Annotated in this window: 20 protein-coding genes; 5 read left to right on the plus strand and 15 right to left on the minus strand. The window is 64.0% G+C overall.

What is annotated here, in order from left to right:
- Nucleotides 1–2 precede the first annotated feature (2 nt).
- Nucleotides 3–1574, minus strand: a complete 1572-nt coding sequence (locus LDZ27_RS08050; protein ID WP_244813601.1) for an ABC transporter ATP-binding protein — start codon at nucleotides 1572–1574, stop codon at nucleotides 3–5.
- Between the two features lie 284 nt (nucleotides 1575–1858).
- Here LDZ27_RS08050 and LDZ27_RS08055 point away from each other — a divergent pair, with 284 nt between their 5' ends.
- Nucleotides 1859–2791: a LysR substrate-binding domain-containing protein gene (locus tag LDZ27_RS08055; RefSeq protein ID WP_244813602.1), complete on the plus strand. Its 933-nt coding sequence runs from the start codon at nucleotides 1859–1861 to the stop codon at nucleotides 2789–2791.
- A gap of 24 nt (nucleotides 2792–2815) precedes the next feature.
- Here the strand turns inward: LDZ27_RS08055 and LDZ27_RS08060 are convergent, their stop codons facing one another.
- Entirely contained in the window at nucleotides 2816–4186 is a 1371-nt protein-coding gene (locus LDZ27_RS08060; RefSeq protein ID WP_244813603.1) for an 8-oxoguanine deaminase, read from the minus strand.
- Nucleotides 4187–4640: 454 nt separating this feature from the next.
- Here LDZ27_RS08060 and uraH point away from each other — a divergent pair, with 454 nt between their 5' ends.
- Both uraH and LDZ27_RS08070 read left to right on the plus strand, forming a co-directional pair.
- A complete protein-coding gene (gene uraH / locus LDZ27_RS08065; protein WP_244813604.1) occupies nucleotides 4641–4994 on the plus strand; it encodes a hydroxyisourate hydrolase in 354 nt (117 codons plus the stop codon).
- A 49-nt stretch (nucleotides 4995–5043) separates the two neighbouring features.
- On the plus strand, nucleotides 5044–6237 hold the full coding sequence (locus LDZ27_RS08070) for a urate hydroxylase PuuD (RefSeq protein WP_244813605.1): 1194 nt from the start codon (nucleotides 5044–5046) through the stop codon (nucleotides 6235–6237).
- 55 nt (nucleotides 6238–6292) lie between these two features.
- Here the strand turns inward: LDZ27_RS08070 and ltaE are convergent, their stop codons facing one another.
- Nucleotides 6293–7300: a low-specificity L-threonine aldolase gene (gene ltaE / locus LDZ27_RS08075; RefSeq protein ID WP_244816085.1), complete on the minus strand. Its 1008-nt coding sequence runs from the start codon at nucleotides 7298–7300 to the stop codon at nucleotides 6293–6295.
- 153 nt (nucleotides 7301–7453) lie between these two features.
- On the opposite strand from ltaE, the gene LDZ27_RS08080 reads away from it, so the two are divergent.
- Together LDZ27_RS08080 and LDZ27_RS08085 are read left to right on the plus strand one after the other, a co-directional pair.
- A complete protein-coding gene (locus LDZ27_RS08080) occupies nucleotides 7454–8584 on the plus strand; it encodes a hypothetical protein (RefSeq protein WP_244813606.1) in 1131 nt (376 codons plus the stop codon).
- Nucleotides 8585–8589: 5 nt separating this feature from the next.
- Nucleotides 8590–9057 carry an Imm50 family immunity protein gene (locus LDZ27_RS08085; protein ID WP_244813607.1) on the plus strand — a complete coding sequence of 156 codons (468 nt, stop codon included), beginning with the start codon at nucleotides 8590–8592 and terminating at the stop codon, nucleotides 9055–9057.
- Between the two features lie 62 nt (nucleotides 9058–9119).
- Here the strand turns inward: LDZ27_RS08085 and LDZ27_RS08090 are convergent, their stop codons facing one another.
- The 12 genes from LDZ27_RS08090 to LDZ27_RS08145 form a co-directional block, all read right to left on the minus strand.
- Nucleotides 9120–9620 carry an ureidoglycolate lyase gene (locus LDZ27_RS08090; RefSeq protein WP_244816086.1) on the minus strand — a complete coding sequence of 167 codons (501 nt, stop codon included), beginning with the start codon at nucleotides 9618–9620 and terminating at the stop codon, nucleotides 9120–9122.
- Nucleotides 9620–10630, minus strand: coding sequence for an allantoicase (gene alc, locus LDZ27_RS08095; RefSeq protein ID WP_244813608.1), 1011 nt, complete (start codon nucleotides 10628–10630; stop codon nucleotides 9620–9622). The genes LDZ27_RS08090 and alc overlap by 1 nt, the downstream gene beginning before the upstream one ends.
- A 34-nt stretch (nucleotides 10631–10664) precedes the next feature.
- The gene (gene uraD / locus LDZ27_RS08100; protein WP_244813609.1) at nucleotides 10665–11186 is read right to left on the minus strand and encodes a 2-oxo-4-hydroxy-4-carboxy-5-ureidoimidazoline decarboxylase; all 522 of its coding nucleotides are present in this window, start codon (nucleotides 11184–11186) and stop codon (nucleotides 10665–10667) included.
- Nucleotides 11183–12142 carry an allantoinase PuuE gene (gene puuE, locus LDZ27_RS08105; RefSeq protein ID WP_244813610.1) on the minus strand — a complete coding sequence of 320 codons (960 nt, stop codon included), beginning with the start codon at nucleotides 12140–12142 and terminating at the stop codon, nucleotides 11183–11185. The genes uraD and puuE overlap by 4 nt, the downstream gene beginning before the upstream one ends.
- A 123-nt stretch (nucleotides 12143–12265) precedes the next feature.
- Nucleotides 12266–13000 carry an aspartate/glutamate racemase family protein gene (locus LDZ27_RS08110; protein ID WP_244813611.1) on the minus strand — a complete coding sequence of 245 codons (735 nt, stop codon included), beginning with the start codon at nucleotides 12998–13000 and terminating at the stop codon, nucleotides 12266–12268.
- 89 nt (nucleotides 13001–13089) lie between these two features.
- The gene (locus LDZ27_RS08115) at nucleotides 13090–14598 is read right to left on the minus strand and encodes an NCS1 family nucleobase:cation symporter-1 (protein ID WP_244813612.1); all 1509 of its coding nucleotides are present in this window, start codon (nucleotides 14596–14598) and stop codon (nucleotides 13090–13092) included.
- Nucleotides 14599–14954: 356 nt separating this feature from the next.
- Nucleotides 14955–15680, minus strand: coding sequence for a GntR family transcriptional regulator (locus tag LDZ27_RS08120; protein ID WP_244813613.1), 726 nt, complete (start codon nucleotides 15678–15680; stop codon nucleotides 14955–14957).
- 298 nt (nucleotides 15681–15978) lie between these two features.
- Nucleotides 15979–16902 (minus strand): muramoyltetrapeptide carboxypeptidase, encoded by a 924-nt coding sequence (gene ldcA / locus LDZ27_RS08125; protein WP_244816087.1) that lies wholly within the window; start codon nucleotides 16900–16902, stop codon nucleotides 15979–15981.
- A gap of 2 nt (nucleotides 16903–16904) precedes the next feature.
- On the minus strand, nucleotides 16905–17504 hold the full coding sequence (gene tadA / locus LDZ27_RS08130; RefSeq protein WP_370653394.1) for a tRNA adenosine(34) deaminase TadA: 600 nt from the start codon (nucleotides 17502–17504) through the stop codon (nucleotides 16905–16907).
- Nucleotides 17498–17896 carry a DnaJ family domain-containing protein gene (locus LDZ27_RS08135; RefSeq protein WP_244813615.1) on the minus strand — a complete coding sequence of 133 codons (399 nt, stop codon included), beginning with the start codon at nucleotides 17894–17896 and terminating at the stop codon, nucleotides 17498–17500. The genes tadA and LDZ27_RS08135 overlap by 7 nt, the downstream gene beginning before the upstream one ends.
- A gap of 252 nt (nucleotides 17897–18148) precedes the next feature.
- Entirely contained in the window at nucleotides 18149–18886 is a 738-nt protein-coding gene (locus tag LDZ27_RS08140; protein WP_244813616.1) for an ABC transporter ATP-binding protein, read from the minus strand.
- A complete protein-coding gene (locus LDZ27_RS08145) occupies nucleotides 18883–19764 on the minus strand; it encodes an ABC transporter ATP-binding protein (protein WP_244813617.1) in 882 nt (293 codons plus the stop codon). Before LDZ27_RS08145 ends, LDZ27_RS08140 begins: the two co-directional genes overlap by 4 nt.
- Between the last annotated feature and the right edge of the window lies 1 nt (nucleotide 19765).

Here is a 19765-nt window from a genome sequence, read left to right on the forward strand (position 1 = left end):
GCTTATTTGCTCAGGGAATCGAGTTCGGCTGCGCTCGCGCGCCGGCCTTCGAAGAGGCCCGCCATGAAGAGGCCGATTTCCTCGGCATTGGTCTCGCCCGTCGCGCGCACCGGCGAGAGCTTGCCGCGCGCGAGCACGGCGAGCCGGTCGCAGATATCGAAAAGCTCTTCGAGTTCTTCGGAGATGACGAGAATCCCCACGCCGCGCGAGGCGAGATCGAGCAACTGCTGACGGATGAAACCGGCCGCGCCGACATCGACGCCCCAGGTCGGCTGCGCGACGACGAGCGCCTTCGGCGCCTGCAATATCTCGCGTCCGACGATGAACTTCTGCAAGTTGCCGCCCGAGAGACTTTGCGCGAGCGCGCCGCTGCCGCCGCAGCGCACGTCGAACGCTTCGATGCAGCGCTCGGCGAAGCCGCGCACCGCGCCCGAGCGAATCCAGCCGCCGCGCACCATGTTTTGCCGATGCGCGGTGAGCAAGCCGTTTTCCGCGAGCGACATGGCCGGGACCGCGCCGCGCCCGAGCCGTTCTTCTGGCACGAACGCGAAGCCGAGCCGCCGCCGCGCGCCCGCCGTCAGCCGCGCGGCCGGCGTGCCGCAGATGGAAACGGCATCCGGCGCGACGCGGCGATCGCGGATTTCGCCCGACAGCGCGGCGAGCAGTTCCGCCTGTCCGTTGCCCGACACGCCCGCAATGCCGAAAATCTCGCCCGCGCGCACGTCGAAGGACACGTTGTCGAGCGACGTGCCGAACGGGTCGGGGCTTGCCACCGAGAGGTTTTTCACCGCGAGCCGCACGTCGCCGGGCGTGTGGGCGCGGCGCGTGTAGTCGGGCAGCGAATGGCCGACCATCAACTGCGCGAGCGACGCGTGCGTTTCCTTGCGCGGATCGACGTTGCCGGTCACGCGGCCGCCGCGCATCACGGTGGCGTTTTCGCAGAGCGCCTGGATTTCGTCGAGCTTGTGGCTGATGTAGAGAATGCTGCAGCCTTCCGCCGCCAGCCGGCGCAGCACCGTGAAGAGCTTCTGCACCGCTTGCGGCGTGAGCACGGAAGTCGGCTCGTCCATGATGAGCAGCCGCGGATTCTGCAGGAGGCACCGCACGATTTCCACGCGCTGCCGCTCGCCCACCGTGAGGCTGTGAACGTGCCGCTGCGGATCGACGTCGAGCCCGTAATCCTTCGACACTTCGCGAATGCGCTTGCCGAGCGCTCGCATGTCGAACTTGTCGTCGAGCGCGAGCGCGATGTTCTCGGCCACCGTCAGCGTCTCGAACAACGAAAAGTGCTGGAACACCATGCCGATGCCGAGCTTGCGCGCCGCGGCCGGGCTGCCGATCTCGACGGCCTCGCCCTGCCAGCGGATCTCGCCTTCGTCGGGACGCACCGCGCCGTAGATGATCTTCATCAGCGTGGACTTGCCCGCGCCGTTTTCACCGAGAACCGCATGGATCTCGCCCGGCATGACGACGAGGTTCACGCCGTCGTTGGCCTTGACGGACGGATACTGCTTGCTGATGCCGGACAACGCCAGGCGCGGTGGCGTCGTCGACGTGGAAATGGCGTCGCCCATTGAGCTCTTAGGATGCGCCCGGCCACCGAGCAGGCCGGACTGGAAAAAAGTACCGCGAGCGTGAGCGCTCTGTGCGCCCACCGTCCGGTTACGCGCACGAACTCATATCGCGGGCAGAATTTACAGAATTCGAGCCACTAAGTCGATATCTCCAAAATAGCGCGCATATCCCCGCGCAACGAGCACTTGCGGGTTAGCCACACCTTGACTCCATTTCGCGACCATATTAAAAACGATATGTCGCGTCCCTGCGTCGATCAGCCAGAACATATAGTGGAGATAACATGAGTCAGCAACGCGAGGCGATCGATACGTACCTGCTACGCGTCCTGCATACCTTGCTGATGGAGCGCAGCGTCACGCGCGCGGCCGTCAAGCTCAATCAGTCGCAACCCGCCATCAGCGCCGCGCTGCGCCGTCTGCGCGACATCACCGGCGACCCGCTTCTCGTGCGCGGCAAGTCCGGCATGGTGCCGACCGAATACGGCCTGCGCCTGCTCGAACCGACGCAGAACGCGCTGCGCGAAATCGAGCGCATCAAGGTTCAGCAGCACAACTTCGATCCGTCGACGTCCGTGCGGTGTTATCGCATCGGCTGTCCGGATTATCTCAACGTGCTGTTCGTGCCGACGGTCGTCGAGCGCTTTCGTCAGGCCGCGCCGGACGCGACGCTCGAATTTCATTCGCTCGGCCCCGCGTTCGACTACGAACTCGCGCTCGAGGACGGCAAGCTCGATATCGTCGTCGGGAACTGGCCCGAGCCGCCCGAGCAATTGCACCTGTCGAACCTTTTCGTCGACAAGATCGTGTGTCTCGTGAGCAACACGCATCCGTTCGCCAAACGCGGCGGCCTCACGCTCGACCAGTATCTCAACGCGCCGCATCTCGCGCCGACGCCCTATTCCGTCGGCCAGCGCGGCGCCATCGACGTGCATCTCGCGCGCGAGCGCCTGAAGCGGCATGTGGTCGTGACGCTGCCGTACTTCAATCTCGCGCCTTACGTGCTCATCAAGTCGGACCTCGTCTTCACGACCACGCGCCTCTTCGCCGATCATTACGCGAAGTTCCTGCCGCTCGCCGTCGTGCCCGCGCCGCTCGACTTCCCGCCGATGCAGTATTACCAGCTCTGGCACGAGCGCTGCCACTATTCCGACGAAGTCCGCTGGCTGCGCGGACTCGTCGCCGAAGCGACGCGCTCGCTCATCGATCAGCCCTGAGCCTGCCGCGCGCGCTGCATTTCGTTAATGCGCGCGGTTAGCCAGATCGCGGGCGAGCGCATTGTGCCGCCCGATCACCGCGCGCAAATCCACCGTCGTCAGCCGCCCTTCCTTCACCACGACCTTTCCATCGATGACGCTCGTCGCCACCTGCGACGGCGCGCAGAACACGAGCGCCGCGACCGGATCGTGCAGCGCGCCGGCAAACGCGGGCTGAGACAGATCGAACGAGACGAAATCCGCCGCCATGCCCGGCGCGAGCGCGCCGATGTCATCGCGATTGAGCACGCGCGCGCCGCCTAGCGTCGCGATTTCGAGCGCTTCGCGCGCCGTCATCGCGTCGGGGCCGAAGCCCACGCGCTGAAGCAACAGCGCCTGCCGAACTTCGGCGACCATCTGCGCGCCATCGTTCGACGCGGAGCCGTCCACACCGAGGCCGACCGGCACGCCCGCATCGCGCATCGCACGGATCGGCGCGATGCCGGACGCGAGCCGCATGTTCGAGCACGGACAATGCGCGACGCCGGTTCCCGTGCGCGCGAAAAGCTCGATGCCGGGCTTGTCCAGCTGCACGCAGTGCGCGTGCCACACGTCGCGGCCGACCCAGCCGAGGTCCTGCGCATATTCCGCGGGCGTCATGCCGAATTTCTCGCGGCTATACGCGACGTCGTTCACGTTCTCGGCCAGATGCGTGTGCAGCGACACGCCGTACTCGCGTGCGAGCGCGGCGGCATCGCGCATCAACTCGCGGCTCACCGAGAACGGCGAGCACGGCGCGACCACCACGCGCAGCATCGCGTATCGGCCCTCGTCGTGATACGTCTCGATCAGGCGCTGCGAGTCTTTCAGAATCGCGTCTTCTTTTTCCACGACGGAATCGGGCGGCAAGCCGCCGTCCTTTTGCCCGACGCTCATGCTGCCGCGCGCCGCGTGAAAGCGCATGCCGATCTCGCGCGCCGCCGCGATGCTGTCGTCGAGACGGCTGCCGTTTGGGTAGATGTACAGGTGATCACTCGATGTCGTGCAGCCGGAGAGCAGCAGTTCGGCCATCGCGGTCGTCGTCGAGACGGAGATCATTTCGGGCGTCAGATGCGCCCAGATGCGGTAGAGGTTCGTGAGCCAGCCGAAGAGTTCGGCGTTCTGCGCGGCGGGAATCGCGCGCGTCAGGCTCTGATACATGTGGTGATGCGTATTGACGAGGCCCGGAATCACGAGATGCCCGCGCATGTCGAGCACGTCGTCGGCGGTTTGCGGCAGTTCGCTCGTCGGCCCGGCCGCGACGATGCGGTTGCCTTCGATATAAAGCCCGCCATCGGCGATTTCGCGGCGTTGCGCGTCCATCGTGACGAGCATGTGAGCGTTCTTGACGAGCAGGCTGTGCGGTGTCGGCATCATCGAACTCTTTCTCCAAAAGACGGTTGAAACAGGGAACCAAGGACCGTGAAAGCCCCGGTTACCCAGCGTCGGACGCCGTCTTCGGGACGCGGCATGAGTGCGCGCCGTGTCACTGTCCGCAGCCAAAAACACAGCCGCAATCACCGGGCCGTCATGGTCGTATTCAGGCCAGCAATATATTCGCGAATTTTGGCGCGGGTAGCATCGCACCGGAAGCCGCGACGCCGGACGTTTGCGCGCGGCCCGGCGCTCATGCGCCCGGCATTATCTTTCCTATCGCGCGCGCACAGCGCATCTCGAATTTCTACAATGCTGTACACGGCGCGCATCTGAAACGCCGACGGGTATGTAGCCACTGACGTGGAGCCTCGATCCGCCGCCGCCGCACTCGTCCCCAGTGCGGATTTCGGATCGATGCGCGAGCCGGACATCGCACAACACAAGGAACATGCGAATGGGCAAGCTCACCACCCACGTCCTCGACACCGCGCACGGCCGCCCCGGCGCGAACATCAAAGTCGAGCTGTTCGCGCTCTCCGGCGACACCCGGCGCGCGATCAAGACCACCCTCACCAACGACGATGGCCGCTGCGATTCGCCGCTGCTCGAAGGCGCGGAACTCGAAGCCGGCGAGTACGAACTCGTCTTTCATGCGGGCGATTATTTCGCCTCGCTCGGCGTGACGGTGCCCGAGCCGCGCTTCGTCGATCGCGTGGTGCTGCGCTTCGGCGTCGCGGATGCCGCCGCGCACTATCACGTGCCGCTACTCGTGTCGCCCTGGGCGTACAGCACGTATCGCGGCAGCTAAAAGACACTCGCAAGAGCGCGCATATAACGAATCGGTAGTGGAGGAGTACATGGAAGGCTTTATCACCGACTGGCTCAACCTCGCGTTGCGCTGTCTGCACGTCATCGTCGCAATCGCGTGGATCGGCGAATCGTTCTACTTCGTCGCGCTCGACAACAGCCTGAAACCGCCGCAGGACCCGAACGCGCGGCGGCGCGGCGTCTTCGGCGACTTCTGGCACGTCCACGGCGGCGGTTTCTATCACATGCAGAAGTATTCCGTCGCGCCGCAGGACATGCCGGAGAGCCTGCACTGGTCGTTCTGGCCGTCCTACACCACGTGGATGTCCGGCTTCGGCCTCTTCTTCGTGCTGTATCTGCTCTCGCCGAGCACGTATCTCATCGACAAGAACGTGCTCGACATGGGGCCCGTGGTTGCGGTCGCCGCCGCGCTCGGCTTTCTGATGGCCGGCTGGATCGTGTATGACTCGCTGTGCCGTCTGCTCGGCAACAACGACCGTCTGCTCGGCATTTGCGTCGGCGTGTACGTGCTGATCGCGGCGTTCGTCGCGTGTCACGTGTTCTCGGGCCGCGCCGCGTATCTGATCACGGGCGCGATGATCGCGACGATCATGTCGGCGAATGTGTTCTTCGTCATCATCCCGGGCCAGCGCAAGATGGTCGCCGCGATGCTCGAGGGCGAAACGCCGAACGCGATCTACGGCAAGCGCGGCAAGCAGCGCTCGGTGCACAACACGTATTTCACGCTGCCGGTCGTCTTCGCGATGCTGTCGAACCACTACGCGATGACCTACACGCACAAGTTCAACTGGGTGATTCTCGTGCTCATCATGCTGGCGGGCGCGCTGATCCGTCAGTTCTTCGTGATGCGGCATCGCGGACAAGTGCTGTGGTACATGCCGCTCGCCGGTCTCGTGCTCGTGCTGGGCGCGTTCGCCTGGACGATGCCCGCGCCGACCGTGCCGGTGGCGCAAGCCGCGGGCGCTCCGTCGATCAAGGTCGCCGATATCCAGCCGATCATCCAGCAGCGCTGCGCGGTGTGCCATTCCGCGCATCCGACGATGATGGGCAGCGCGCCCGCCGGCGTCGTGCTCGACACGCCCGCCGAGATCAAGCAGAACGCGCAGCGCGTGCATCAGCAGGCCGTCACGCTGAAGGCGATGCCGCTTGGCAATGTCACCCAGATGACGGACGCGGAGCGTCAGAAGATCGCCGCGTGGTTCGATTCGGGCGCGGTGCAGTAAAGTCTCGCGCTCCAAAGAAAATGGCCCGACCGGTTTGCGCCGGCCGGGCCATTTCTCATTGCGCGGCGAAGTACGCTTTCACCGCGCCGACGACCGTGTCGATATCCGCGCGCGACACATCGCGATGCGTGACGAAGCGCGATGCATAGAGCATCTGCGTGAGAATGCCCCGGTCCTTCAGCCACGTTTCGAGCGGCGCGCAGTGCGCTTTCGCGATCTGCGCGAACACCATGTTGGTGGCGTGCGACTGAATCACGATGCCGTCGATGCCCGCGAGCCCCGCCGCCAGCCGCGCCGCATTGTCGTGATCCTGCGCGAGTCCGTCGACGTGATGATCGAGCGCGTAAAGACACGCCGCCGCGAGCACGCCCGCCTGCCGCATGCCGCCGCCCAGCACCTTGCGCCAGCGATGCGCGACATCGACGAGCGCCTTGCTGCCGACCAGCACCGAGCCGACGGGCGCGCCCAGCCCCTTCGAGCAGCAGATGGAAACGGTATCGAACGGCGCGCACAGTTCGCTCGCCGGCCGGTCGGACGCCACGACCGCGTTGAAGAGGCGCGCGCCGTCCAGATGCGTCGAGAGGCCGTGACCGCGCGCGAGCTGCGTCGCTTCCTTCACATACGACGCCGGCAGCACCTTGCCGCCGATGGTGTTCTCCAGCGCAAGCAGTTTCGTGCGCGCGAAGTGATCGTCGATGGGCTTGATGGCCGCCGCGATCTTCTCGAGCGGCAAGCTGCCGTCCGGCGCATTCTCGACCGGCTGCGGCTGGATGCTGCCGAGCACCGCCGCGCCGCCGCCTTCGTATTTGTACGTGTGCGCCGCCTGCCCGACGATGTACTCGTCGCCGCGCGCGCAATGCGCCATCAGCGCGGCGAGGTTGCTTTGCGTGCCGCTCGGAAAGAAAAGGCCCGCTTCCTTGCCGGTGCGCTCGGCAAGCGTCGCCTGGAGTTTCAGCACGGTCGGATCGTCGCCCCAGACGTCGTCGCCGACTTGGGCTGCGGACATGGCGGCGAGCATCGCCTGGCTCGGGCGGGTGACGGTATCGCTGCGTAGATCGATCATGCGTTCGGGCATCGTGGGTCGCTCGTCGGGGGGAAATTGCTTATGGTAGCGCGCAATTGAAAAGACCGGCCAAATTCAAATTTTGTCGCGTTCGAATCCGAATTCGTTCGTTATCCTACGATTCGTGATTCTGTCTCTGTTGGAGAGAAAGACGTGTATCCAGATTGGGGATTCTCCTATAGCGCGCTTTACGTGCCAATCGGCCGCAATACCTGGCAATGCGCTTTGATGGTGCCAAGTGAGATTCAAAGTGCCTTGCAACGCCGCTCGCGGAACCAATTCGAGAAAAAGGTGCGGCTCGTCCGCAACTATCGCTACTCAGCTCAATCTCAGCCTTTCAAGACACCCTCTCGATACCGGTCCTCATCTTGGGGCTACTCGACTCTTGATGAAGATGATGGAAGCGAACTGTGGATGACGAACCGGCTGAAACTCGACCGTGACGACTTCATACAGTGGTTTGATGTAAGAATCGACGAACGAGAGAGCCGCGGGTCCTATGAATCAGACCACTACATGCGTTTCCTACGAGATCGTCTAAGACTCTCGAGATGGAATATGCCGGTCGATGGCGCAGGTATCGCGCGCATTCTGAAAGATGCCGTTCGCGATGGCCGGCTGATCGCGGTGATGAATCGTAATTACTCGGGGAACAGAAAGGTATGTCGACACTACGCGCCCCAACGCTGGCCGGCATTTGGAGGCGGTCTACGCAGCGCCAAGTCGATTAAATCCATCTCTTGGGCCGAGTTCTCCGCACTTCGCGAAGCCCATGGCGAATTAGGCGCGTCCCTTATCAGCGTATCGGACCTTTCATCGAAGGCTGCGGGGCTGGAGGCTGCCGCGTCCGCGTCTGATCGTTTCGGTGCCACGGTAGGCCGCATCCGTTCGGCGGGAACGGACTGGCTGGGCACAGCACTAGAAGTGGCTAGCACGGTAGCCGAAGAAATGCCCGGCACGACCGATGTTGAAAGCGGAAATCCGTTGCTGAAGAGTCTTTCGGATGGTGATACACCGCTATCGGATGCGAATTCGTTCGACTATGTGCCTGATGGACTCAGCGACGATGTGCTCGAGGTCGCCGCGCGCGGAGTCAAGATGACTGGCAATGAACCGGGCGGATTTCGACTCAATCCGAACGGACTCGATACCGACTATTTCGACGGTAACGGCAATCTATCCGCTCAGTACCATGAGAGTCATGGTGCTGAGCATGGGCACAATTTCGATAACGGCAAGCGAGACGACACCCACTTGCCGATGTCTCCAATCCGCTGGAATTGATTACGATGAACGACGACGAAAATACATTCGGTTGGGAACTGGCAAAGTACGGAGATCTGCTGCGCAAGGTGCTAGGTTCATACCCGTCATTTCACGATTCAGCCGTCAGAGCACTTACCATACAACGCGCACGACTGTCATACAGGGATGAGAACGGCGAGGCGTTACTGCCGGGGCAGTCACGCGATCTGGTTGATGTCAGCCTTGAAATCTTGCACAACCGTTACGGGCCGCGTCCTGAAACCGGTCAACCGGACTACATTGTGAAGTTGCAATTACGCACGGTGCGGTCTGGCGAGATCGACTTGAACGCAATGCTAGAGGAAGCGTGGATCCGGGACATCACCTTGACGAAGGCAGAAAACGGATTGGTGAAGTTCGACTTGAACCCCAACATCGGCCTCGATCTCGTGTTGCTTTGTGAGGAAGTAATCGTTCAGTCGATCGAGCCCTACGAGCGACATCAGTTATAAAAAGCCCCGCACGAGGCGCCGGTCATTCTGTGGTCGATGCCTCGGCGCAGCGCGCGATCAACTCATTGCAAGGCCTCGCTTGTCAGCCACAACGTTTCTCTCAGGTCCTGCTCGTTCAGATTCGTCCCTTCTCCGCCGCGATCGACGACGATGAAATCGCTGACCTCGCCAAGCGCGATCAGCGGATGATGCCAGACGCCCTTCGCGTAGTTCACGCCCTGCCAGCCGCGCGTGACGAACGCGCGAATCTCCGATTCGTCCAGCTTGCCCGCCGGCGCGACGACGACGAGATACGGCCGGTCGTTGAGCGGCACGAACGCCTGCGAGCCGAGCGGATGCCGCTCCATCATCTTCACTTCGAACGGCAGCACGCGCGGCTGTCCGCGAAAGAGATTGACGAGCGCACGGCCGCCCTCGTCGGTCACGTCGACCTTGCAGAGATCGTGAAAGCGGATCGTCGTGCCGAGGTTGATCGGGATCTGCTTCGCGCCGTCGAGTTCGATCACATCGCCGAAAGGCTCGAACGCCGCGCGCGTCAACGGTTCGATCGCGAGCGTCTTCATCATGCAAGCGTTCCGAAAAGACGCAGGCGCGACACGCCGCCGTCCGGGTAAATGTTGAAACGCACGTGCGTCACCGGCCCGAGCGCCGCCAGTTCGGACTCGAAGAAGTGCTGCTTGTCCATCTGCAGTTTCTGCTCGCTGAGCAGCACCGGCCAGAACATGGCTTGCGTCACGAGCGAGCTGTCCGTGCCGCCTTTGACATAGGCCGCCTGCAGCGAGCAGCGGTCCGGGAAGTTGCCCTTGAAGTGCGCGGTATCCACTTCGACTTTCTTGATGATGCCCGGCTGCGCCAGCGCGACGATGCACCAGTCGTTGCCCGGTTCGCGGCGACGGCGCGTTTCCCAGCCATCGCCCATGTTCACGCCGCGGCCCGGCATCAGCAGTGTCGACGCGAGGCCGAAGTGCTGATTGTTCGTGCCGACCATGTACGCGCCGTTTTCCATCGCGGCGAGGTCGAACAGTTCGTTGCGATCCGCGTTGCGCCAGTCGAGCTGCGGCTGGCCGTACACCCGCAGCCGCGCGATCCCGCCATCCGGATAAATGTTCACGCGCAAATGCGTAAACGGCTCGTCGGAGGCGACTTCGAGGTAGTGGTGGCTATTGCCCTGCAGCGTCGTCGAAGGGACGATCTCCGTCCATTGCGTCGACTGGTTCGGCGCGCCGTCCGTCACATGCGCGCCTTCGATCGACGCCGCCGGCGGGAAATTGCCCGTGAAGTGGCTCGTATCCAGATCGATGCCCTGAATCACGCCCGGCCGCGCCAGCTTGACGATGCACCAGTCGTAGCCCGTCGTGCGCTTGCGCCGCGTTTCCCAGCCGTCCATCCACTTGCCATGCTCGTCGTATTTGCCGGGGATGAACACGGCCGGCTCGGGGTTCAGCATGCGTTCCTTCGGCGCGAAGAAATCGTCGCTCGCCTCGAGCGCCTGCGCGCCCAGACGCGGGTCCGCGAGATTCACATAGCGGCGCGTGAAATCCGGCGCGTTGGGGTCGAGTGTCGGAATTGCCATTGTCTTCGTCCTTGTCTTTACGATGGAATGCGGCTCACTGCGCAATCAGGTCGTCGAGCCTGAAGCGCGCGATCCGGTAAATCTGTTCGAGACTCGTGCGAAGCTCTTCGGCGCGGCTGTGATTCACGCGCGCTTCGAAGTTCGCGATGATGCCGTGACGGTCGTACCCGCGCACCGCCAGAATGAACGGGAAGCCGAACTTCTCGCGATACGCGCGGTTGAGCGACTGCAGCTTGTCGAACTCTTCCTGCGTGCAGAGGTTGAGGCCCGCGCCGCTTTGTTCGCGTGTCGATTCGGCCGTCAGTTCGCCGCGCACCGCCGCCTTGCCCGCAAGTTCCGGGTGCGCGTTGATGAGCGCGAGCTGCTTGTCTTCGCCCGCCGTTTCGACTGTTTGCGACATGGTCGCGTGCAATTCGTCGATGCTCGAAAACGGGCGCCTGGCCGCCGCGATCTCCGCGACCCACGGCGAGTGCTCGAAGATGCCGCCGAGCACGGTCACGAACGCATCGGCGGGCATGGTGTTGAGTTGGTCGAGTGTGGTTTGCATCGCCTTCATGCCGTCGTCCCGTTGTCGGCGCGCTGCGCCTGTTCGTAAGGATGATGCTCGCGCCAGTGCCGCGCGATATCGACGCGCCGCGTCACCCACACGCGGTCGTGCTTTTCGATGTGATCGAGGAACTTCTGCAGTCCGCGCAAGCGCCCCGGCCTGCCGAGCAGCCGGCAATGCATGCCGATGGAAAGCATCTTCGGCGTCTCTTCGCCCTCTTCGTAGAGGACGTCGAACGCGTCGCGCAGATACGTGAAGAAGTGCTCGCCCGTGTTGAAGCCCTGCGGCGTGGCGAAGCGCATGTCGTTGGTGTCGAGCGTGTACGGCACGATCAGTTGCGGCGTGGTCTTGCCGCCCGCCGTTTCGACGTCCATCCAGAACGGCAGGTCGTCGCCGTAATAGTCGGAGTCGTACAAAAAGCCGCCGTATTCCGCCACCAGCCGATGCGTGTTCGGGCTGTCGCGGCCCGTGTACCAGCCGAGCGGACGCACGCCCGTCACGCGCTCGATCGCTTCCATGCCGAGGCGCATGTGTTCGGCTTCGCGCTCCGGCGACATGTCCTGATAGTGAATCCAGCGATACCCGTGACACGCGATCTCATGTCCCAGTTCGACAAAGGCGCGCGCCACGTCGGGATGCCGCTCGATGGCCATGCCGACGCCGAAGACGGTGAGCGGCAGACCGCGCTTCTCGAACTCGCGCAGGATGCGCCAGACGCCCGCGCGCGAGCCGTATTCGTAGATCGATTCCATGCTCATGTGACGCGCCGGATACGACGCCGCGCCCACGATCTCCGACAGGAACTGCTCGGAACCGGCATCGCCGTGCAGCACGCAGTTTTCGCCGCCTTCTTCGTAATTCAGCACGAATTGCACGGCGACGCGCGCGCCCCCCGGCCAGTTCGCGTGCACGGGATGGCGACCGTAGCCGATCAGGTCGCGTGGATAGTTCGGATCGAGTGACATGGCGATAGGCGTTGAATGACGGATGGTCGACGATTCAGTGTAGCGAAAACACCCTGGCGCGCCCATACAGCGGCGCAGATATTGCGGGTCACGTCGCCGGTATGTGTTCGGGATTTCCCGCCATCAGCGCGGACTGAAATCCGAGAGCACGCCGTCGTAACGTTTCGCGAGCGGCCGCGCGAAGTCACCGCGTTTCGCCGTGTTCAACTTGAGCGCGACGAGCGCCTCCGTCCACTTGACCGCGGCTGTCACGCCTTCGACCACCGGCGCGCCAATCGCGTCCTCGACTTCGCGGCAGAACTCGGCCATGCCCGCGCAGCCGAGCACGATGGCATCCGACCCGTCTTCGGCCAGCGCGCGCCGGCATTCGTCGATGATCGTCTGCCGCGCGGCCGACCCCGGCTCGTCGAGTTCCAGCACGGCAACGTCCGTCGCACGCACGTTCTTGCAAAAACGCGCCATGCCGTAGCGCTCCGCCAAATGCCACGCCATGCCGCACGTGCGCCGCAGCGTCGTCACGACGGAAAACCCCGGCGCGATCACGCTCGCCGCATGCATCGCCGCTTCCGCGATGCCGATGACCGGCCCGCGCGCCAGCTCGCGCGCCGCGTAGAGCGCCGGATCGCCGAAACACGCGATCACGTAGCCGTCGAAGCCTTGCCGCTCGCCCGCTTCCACTTCGGCGAGCAGCCCGAGCGAGGCAACGGCTTCGTCGTAATAGCCTTCGATGGAAGGCGGGCCCATCGTCGGACTGACCGCGACGATTTCCGTCCCCGGCGCGGCGACTTCCCGCGCGCAGCGGGCCATCGATTCGGTCATGCGTTGCGTCGTGTTCGGATTGATGAGTTTGATGCGCATTGCCTTCTCCTTCTGCTTTGAGCGCCGCTGCATGGCGTGCTGGCGGCAGCTCGTCTGTCGTGCTCTCATGTTCCCTGACTTTGCGCGCTTCACGCCGCGCGCTTGCGATCCGCCAGCATCGCGTAGAACAACGCACCCAGCCCCGCGCCGATGAACCACGAGAAGTTGGCGGCGCCAGCGAGCGACGGCAGCATCACGCAGAGAATCGCGATTACGGCGGCGGGCAGGAGCGCCATCACCGCGCGGCGATTCACGCCCTTCGTGTACCAGTACTTCCCGGTTTCGGAGATCGTGTAGAGATCGTCGACGGCGAGCTTGCCGCGCTTCACCAGATAGAAATCGAGAATCAGCACGCCATACAACGGCCCGATGAAGCTGCCGAGAATGTCGAGCGTGTAATGGATCACCGCCGGATTGTTGAAGAGATTCCACGGCGTGATGAAGATGGATGCGGTCGCGGCCATCATCCCGCCCATGCGCCAGCTGATGAGGCGCGGCGCGACGTTCGAGAAGTCGAAGGCCGGCGAGACGAAGTTCGCCACGATATTGATGCCGATGGTCGCGATGGTGAACGTGAGCGCGCCGAGAATGACCGCCGTCGGATGATCGATGCGGCCGACCGTTTCGACCGGATCGGTAATCAGTTGTCCGAACACCGGCAGCGTCGCGGCTGTCGTGATGACCGTCACGAGCGAGAACGCGAGGAAGTTCACCGGCAGGCCCCAGAAATTGCCGCGCTTCACGCTGCGAAAGCTCTTGCCGTAGCGCGAGAAGTCGCCGAAGTTGAGCATCGGACCCGAGAAGTACGAAACGACGAGCGAAATCGCGGTAATCATCACCGGCACCACTTCCATGCCGTGATACTTCACGCCGCCGAGATTCAGGCCGATGTTCTTGATGCCCGCGCGCCAGACCATATAGCCGGCAAGCAGGAACATGACGACATAAACGGCGGGACCGGCGAAGTCGATGAACTTCTTGATCATCTCCATGCCGCGCCAAAACACGATGGCCTGCAGCACCCACAGCAGCATGAAGCCCGCCCAGCCGAGCGCCGACAGGCCGACGAAGCCGTAGCGATGCACGTCCGCATACGGCATCAGCGAGGGCACGAACTTGAGCACGACGATCACGAGCGCGCTCGACGCCAGATACGTCTGAATGCCATACCACGCCACCGCGATCAGGCCGCGAATCACGGCCGGAATGTTCGCGCCGAGCACGCCGAACGTCGCGCGGCATGCAACCGGATACGGCACGCCCGCGACCTGGCTCGGCTTCGCGATGAGGTTGCACAGCACATTCACGAGACCGATGCCGATGAGCAGCGACACGAGCACTTGCCAACTGGTCAGGCCCAGCGCGAAAAGACTGCCCGCGAACACATAACCGCCGACGCTGTGCACGTCCGACATCCAGAACGCAAAGATGTTGTACGCGCCCCAGGTCTGATTTTTCAGCGGCGCGAGGTCTTCGTTGTACAGACGATCGCTGTAACCGGCGGGCATGCCAGCGTCATGTTCGGGGGATTGTCCTTCGTACTGCGATTCATACGGCGGCAGTGCCGAGCTGCCGGGCGTTGCACTGAACTGGGCCATGACATCTCCTTCGATGGGCGGCTTGCGTAATGAAAAAGCGGCAATCGCTCGCGGTGACGAGCGTCGATTCGATACCTTCGCAGCGCCGGCTCTTCGAGAAAGGCCAAGGCTCGCGCAGTACTCTTCGGATTCGCTTCAACGCCTGCGGCATGATTCGGAGAGCGAACGGGCTTCTGCCCATTGCTCGCCGCGAGGCGGTTTTCATTGCACGCTCTTTTCGAGCGTTTCGTTCAGTGCCGCGCATGCTGCGAGCTTCGTCGCGCATGCGTCTTGCCACGCGCCCGGCGCATGAGCGCGGGGCGCGGTCTCCAGTTTCTTGTCTTCGTGCTACGGCTCGCAGATTTGCCAGAAGGCTCTTACGATTCGACGGGCCGTGCAAACACTTCTTTTAGATCGACGGCGCCGCGTGCGGGCCGCTCCAGCATCTTCAATTCGACGTCGCGCAGATGTTGCGCCATCAAGTCCGCGGCTTTCGCTGCGTTGCCGGCGTCGAGCGCGGCGAGAATCGCTTCGTGATCCTCGAACGAGCACGAACTCTTGCCGAGCGATTCGTACAGCGCTGAAATCAGCGTCGAGCGCGCGACGAGGCCGGACAGGCAATCGCACAACACCGTGTTGCCGGTGAGCGCCGCGAGTTCGGTGTGGAATTCGCCCGAGAGACGAATCCACGAGGAAAAATCGTGGCTTTCGAAAGCCCGCTTCTCTCTGCCGATCGTTGCGCTGATCGACTTCAGACGCCGCATGCCATGCCCCTTGCAGATGCGCTCCACCACCGCCAATTCGATGATCCGCCGCATCTCGAAGACTTCGTGGACTTCCTGTAGCGACGGGCTGGCGACAAAGGCGCCGCGATTCGGTTCGAGATCGACGAGCCGTTCGTTCGACAACTGCGCGAGCGCCTGGCGAACCGGTCCGCGCTTCACGTCGAACACGTCGCACAACTGCGCTTCGGTGAGCTTCGCGCCCGGCGCGAGCCGATGTTCGAGGATCGCGGCGCGGATGTTCTCGGCGATCGACTCTGCATTGGCTCCCGATGCCGCGCTCACCGATCCGGCTGAAGCGCTCGATTTACGTTCGGACATTGATGTGCTCGCTTGCATGTTGACTATCTTAGAAGCGACATAAAGATTGTCAACAATTTAAATTAAAAGGAAGGCGTCGATGGACGGTTGCGCCGGGCTGCCGGTCGTCTGAATGCTTTAAACACGGGCGTTACAGCCGATTAGCGCACTCTTTGTTAGCATTGCTCGCACCGTTTTGTTGACAATCAACGCCGCGAATTGGTGCGTCGCGATATGCGGGTGGTGCAATCAAAAGACCGTTAGTTGCGAGAAGCGGTCCATAGAAAGGCGCTCGTACTGAGCGCCTTCCCTGTCTGCGTCACGCCAGATGCGGATAGTCCGACATCGCCAGCGTGAATCCGCGCTCGTTGGCGACCAGATGCGCGGTCGCACCAAAAGGCAGCGTCAGCAGATTGTCGACGTGCCCGAACTGCAGGCCGGTGACGAACGGCACGCCCGTCGCCGCCCTCACCTGCTCGATCATCGCGTCGAGCGTGTAACCGTTGTCGTAGTCGGACAGGCGCCCGCCCGAGAATTCGCCCATCACGACGGCCTGCTGCCGTCCGAGCACGCCGGCCTGATGAAGCTGATAAATCATCCGTTCGATGCGAAACGGATGCTCGTTCACGTCCTCGATGAAAAGGATGCCGCCATCGACGGGCGGCAGATACGGCGTGCCGACGAGCGCGGCCAGCATCGCGAGATTGCCGCCCCACAGCATGCCGGTCGCATCGACGGACTGGCGCTGCGGCGTGTGGCTCGTGACCGTGAAGCTCGGCTGCGAGATCGCGTGCCAGAAGTTCTGCATCGTGAACGCGCTGACGTGCTCCGCGCCGAAATCGCCCGCGAACATCGGGCCGCCGAAGCTCTTCACGGCCGATTGCGCGTAGAGCGCGCATTGAATCGCGGTGAAATCGCTATGGCCGACGAGCGCGACCGGCTGATCCGCGAGCCGCCGCAAGCCGTCGTAGTCGAGTCCATGAAGGATGCGCGATGCGCCGTAGCCGCCGCGCACCGCCAGCACGATGTCCGGCAGCGGCCGCGATTGGTCCGCGAGGCGGTTGAGATCCGCGGCGCGCTCGCTGTCGGTGCCGCCGAAGCGCTGATAGCGCCGCCGGGTCGCATCGAGATTTTCCAGCCGATGACCTTGCGCCCGCAATCGCCCGATGCCCCGTTCGACGGCCGCTGGATCGTGCGGATAACCGGAAGGCGCGATGAGATCGATGGTGCGTGATTTCACGATGTTCAGTTCGTTCTGGTGAGGGAATCGGCGGCGGCACCGTCCGGATGTGCCTCGCGGGCGGCGCGCGCGGCGCGTTCTTCGCGTGCGAGGCGGCGGCGCTCCGCGAAGAAGTTCTTCAGCATGTGCCCGCATTCGTCGGCGAGCACGCCGCCCGTGACCGCCGTATGGTGATTGAGCCGCTCGTTCGCGAACACGTCGACGACACTGCCGCACGCACCGGTCTTCGGATCGGCGGCGCCGTAGACGACCCGCGCGATGCGCGCGTGCATGATCGCGCCCGCGCACATCAGGCACGGCTCGAGCGTCACATACAGCTCGCAGCCGGGCAGACGGTAATTTTCGAGCGCCTGCGCCGCGGCGCGCAGCGCGACCATCTCCGCATGCGCGGACGGATCGTGCCCGCGAATCGGATGATTGAATCCGGTGGCGATGACATCATCGCCGGAAACGATGACCGCGCCCACCGGCACTTCCCCCGCGCGCCGCGCTTCGTCGGCGGCGCGCTGCGCGAGCGCCATGAAGCGGCGATCGCGCTCGCTCGCGAAAGCGGCGTCCGCGGACGATTCGAGGAAAGCGCCGGGCGGCTCGGTCGGCGTCAAGATGGGTCCGGCTCGGTGTCGCCACGCGCGGCGGCGCGCTCCGACAGCCGCTCCGCGATGCGGCGGCGGTACTCGTGCGGCACGCAGCAGCCGCCGCGCAGCGATTCGATCGCCATGTCGAGCGCGAGCATCTTCGCCTGCATGCGGCAGCGCGCGGCGGGGTCCGTGACCTCGTCGAGTTCGTCCTGCAGGCCGCGCAGCGCGCGTAGCTGCTCGACGGCGGGCGGAACGAAGCCCGCATTCTTGAGGATACGATTGGCGACGCGAACTTCCTCGGGAACGAGGAGATCGTCGTCGAAGTGAAGCGGAGCGCCTCTGCCGGGCAAGCCGTCGAGGTCGCCGCGAGCCACGGCTTCGTTGATCCGCTGTTCGACTAGAGCATCTAGCAATTTCATCGGGGATTACGACCTGCTTTCACCTGAACGGGAGCGGTCTGTCACGATTTGCGTGGGTTAGCCTGAAGTCGGAAGGCAGCCGGAATACCACGCTCACGCGTTGTTCGGCACGTCTCGACAATCCATCTCGTATTCTATCAGCGGCTACCGCAGTCGTTTCGGCGCGCGCACGGCCGTTCGGAGTCGTTCGCGAGATAGCGCGGCGATGCCGCTTTTGCGCCACAGCGATTGGCGCAGCGCGCGAAAGTGTGCTTATGAGCGCGCGTAGCCTTGCGTCGCCTGCAGCAGCCGCAGCGTGTACTCGTGTTCCACCTCGCGCGCCCTCACCGCTTCGATGCCCAGTTGCTCGACGACTTCGCCGTTGCGCATGACCGCGACCCGCTGGCACAGAAAGCCGACGACCGCGAGATTGTGGCTCACGAGGATCATCGTGAGCTTGCGCTCGCGATGCAGACGCCGCAGCAGGTTCAGGATTTCGGCCTGCACGGAGACATCGAGCGCGGACGTGGGCTCGTCGAGCAGCAGCACGCGCGGCTCGACGATCAGCGCACGCGCAATCGACACGCGCTGCCGCTGCCCGCCCGACAACTGATGCGGGTAACGAAAGCGAAACGCCGGACCGAGTCCGACTTCCGCGAGCGCATGAAGAATGCGCGCGTCTTCATCGCCGATGCGGCTGATCGCGAGCGGCTCGCGCAAGGTCTTGTCGACCGTGAAGCGCGGATGCAGCGAGCCATACGGGTCCTGAAACACCATCTGCACATCGCGTCGCGGAAGGCGCGCCGACGCCGCGCCGCCGATACGCATCGCGCCGCCCGCAAGCGGGACGAGGCCCGCGAGCGCGCGCAGGAGCGTCGATTTCCCGCTGCCGGATTCCCCGACGAGGCCGAACACTTCGCCCTCTTCGATGCCGAGCGACACATCGCGCACGGCGTCGACGTGGCCGGTCGCCGTGCGAAAGCGGATATGCGCGCGGTCGATCTCGATCATCGCGACGCATCCCCGAACGTTTCGGTGAGCCACGACGGATCGCGCTGCAACGTCGGCAGCGCGTCGGGCGGGTTCACGAGCGGCGGACTGGCCGCGAGCAGCCCGCGCGTGTACGGATGCCGCGCGTTCCCGAGATCGCGCGCGGCGCACGTTTCGACGATGCGCCCGCCGTACATCACCGCGACGCGGTCGCAGAAGGACATCACGAGCGGCAAGTCGTGGCTGATGAAGACGAGCCCGGTGCGATGCCGCTCGATCATCTCGTCGAGCACGGAAAGCACCTGCAAGGAGACGAGCACGTCGAGCGCGCTCGTCGGTTCGTCGGCGATCAAAAGACGCGGGCCGGCGCTCACCATCATCGCGATCATCACGCGCTGGCCCATGCCGCCCGACAGTTCGTGCGGATACGCGTTGGCGACGCGCTCGGGATCGCGGATATGCACGGCGCCGAGCGCCTCGACGATGCGCGCGCGCATCGCGCGGCGGCTCAGACGTTCGCCCTGACGCGCGATGGTCTCGCGCATTTGCTGCGCGACGGTCATCACCGGATTCAGCGAAAACTTCGGGTCTTGCAGGATCATGCTCATCTGCGTGCCGCAGAGCCGCCGGCGCGCTTTCGGCTTCATCGCGAGCAGGTCGTGGCCGTCGAAGCGCAAGCCTTTCGCGGACCACTTCGCCTCGGGCGGCAGCAGACCAAGCAACGCGCGCCCCGTCAGAGACTTCCCCGACCCCGACTCGCCGACGATGCCGAGCCGCTCGCCGCGCCGCACGCTCAGCGAAACCCCGCGCACGGCGGGCATGGCGAGCCCGTCGTGTCCTGGGAACGCCACTTCGAGACCGTCGATTTCCGCGAGCGGCGGGTTCGTCTCAGACGCCATG

The organism is Caballeronia sp. Lep1P3, assembly GCF_022879595.1.
Classification (GTDB): domain Bacteria; phylum Pseudomonadota; class Gammaproteobacteria; order Burkholderiales; family Burkholderiaceae; genus Caballeronia.

Bases quoted from the DNA above. Each gene is read 5' to 3' on its own strand.
- LDZ27_RS08050 (WP_244813601.1), bottom strand. From the start codon at position 1,574: ATGGGCGACGCCATTTCCACGTCGACGACGCCACCGCGCCTGGCGTTG.
- LDZ27_RS08055 (WP_244813602.1), top strand. From the start codon at position 1,859: ATGAGTCAGCAACGCGAGGCGATCGATACGTACCTGCTACGCGTCCTG.
- LDZ27_RS08060 (WP_244813603.1), bottom strand. From the start codon at position 4,186: ATGATGCCGACACCGCACAGCCTGCTCGTCAAGAACGCTCACATGCTC.
- uraH (WP_244813604.1), top strand. From the start codon at position 4,641: ATGGGCAAGCTCACCACCCACGTCCTCGACACCGCGCACGGCCGCCCC.
- LDZ27_RS08070 (WP_244813605.1), top strand. From the start codon at position 5,044: ATGGAAGGCTTTATCACCGACTGGCTCAACCTCGCGTTGCGCTGTCTG.
- ltaE (WP_244816085.1), bottom strand. From the start codon at position 7,300: ATGATCGATCTACGCAGCGATACCGTCACCCGCCCGAGCCAGGCGATG.
- LDZ27_RS08085 (WP_244813607.1), top strand. From the start codon at position 8,590: ATGAACGACGACGAAAATACATTCGGTTGGGAACTGGCAAAGTACGGA.
- LDZ27_RS08090 (WP_244816086.1), bottom strand. From the start codon at position 9,620: ATGAAGACGCTCGCGATCGAACCGTTGACGCGCGCGGCGTTCGAGCCT.
- alc (WP_244813608.1), bottom strand. From the start codon at position 10,630: ATGGCAATTCCGACACTCGACCCCAACGCGCCGGATTTCACGCGCCGC.
- uraD (WP_244813609.1), bottom strand. From the start codon at position 11,186: ATGAAGGCGATGCAAACCACACTCGACCAACTCAACACCATGCCCGCC.
- puuE (WP_244813610.1), bottom strand. From the start codon at position 12,142: ATGTCACTCGATCCGAACTATCCACGCGACCTGATCGGCTACGGTCGC.
- LDZ27_RS08110 (WP_244813611.1), bottom strand. From the start codon at position 13,000: ATGCGCATCAAACTCATCAATCCGAACACGACGCAACGCATGACCGAA.
- LDZ27_RS08115 (WP_244813612.1), bottom strand. From the start codon at position 14,598: ATGGCCCAGTTCAGTGCAACGCCCGGCAGCTCGGCACTGCCGCCGTAT.
- LDZ27_RS08120 (WP_244813613.1), bottom strand. From the start codon at position 15,680: ATGTCCGAACGTAAATCGAGCGCTTCAGCCGGATCGGTGAGCGCGGCA.
- LDZ27_RS08135 (WP_244813615.1), bottom strand. From the start codon at position 17,896: ATGAAATTGCTAGATGCTCTAGTCGAACAGCGGATCAACGAAGCCGTG.
- LDZ27_RS08140 (WP_244813616.1), bottom strand. From the start codon at position 18,886: ATGATCGAGATCGACCGCGCGCATATCCGCTTTCGCACGGCGACCGGC.
- LDZ27_RS08145 (WP_244813617.1), bottom strand. From the start codon at position 19,764: ATGGCGTCTGAGACGAACCCGCCGCTCGCGGAAATCGACGGTCTCGAA.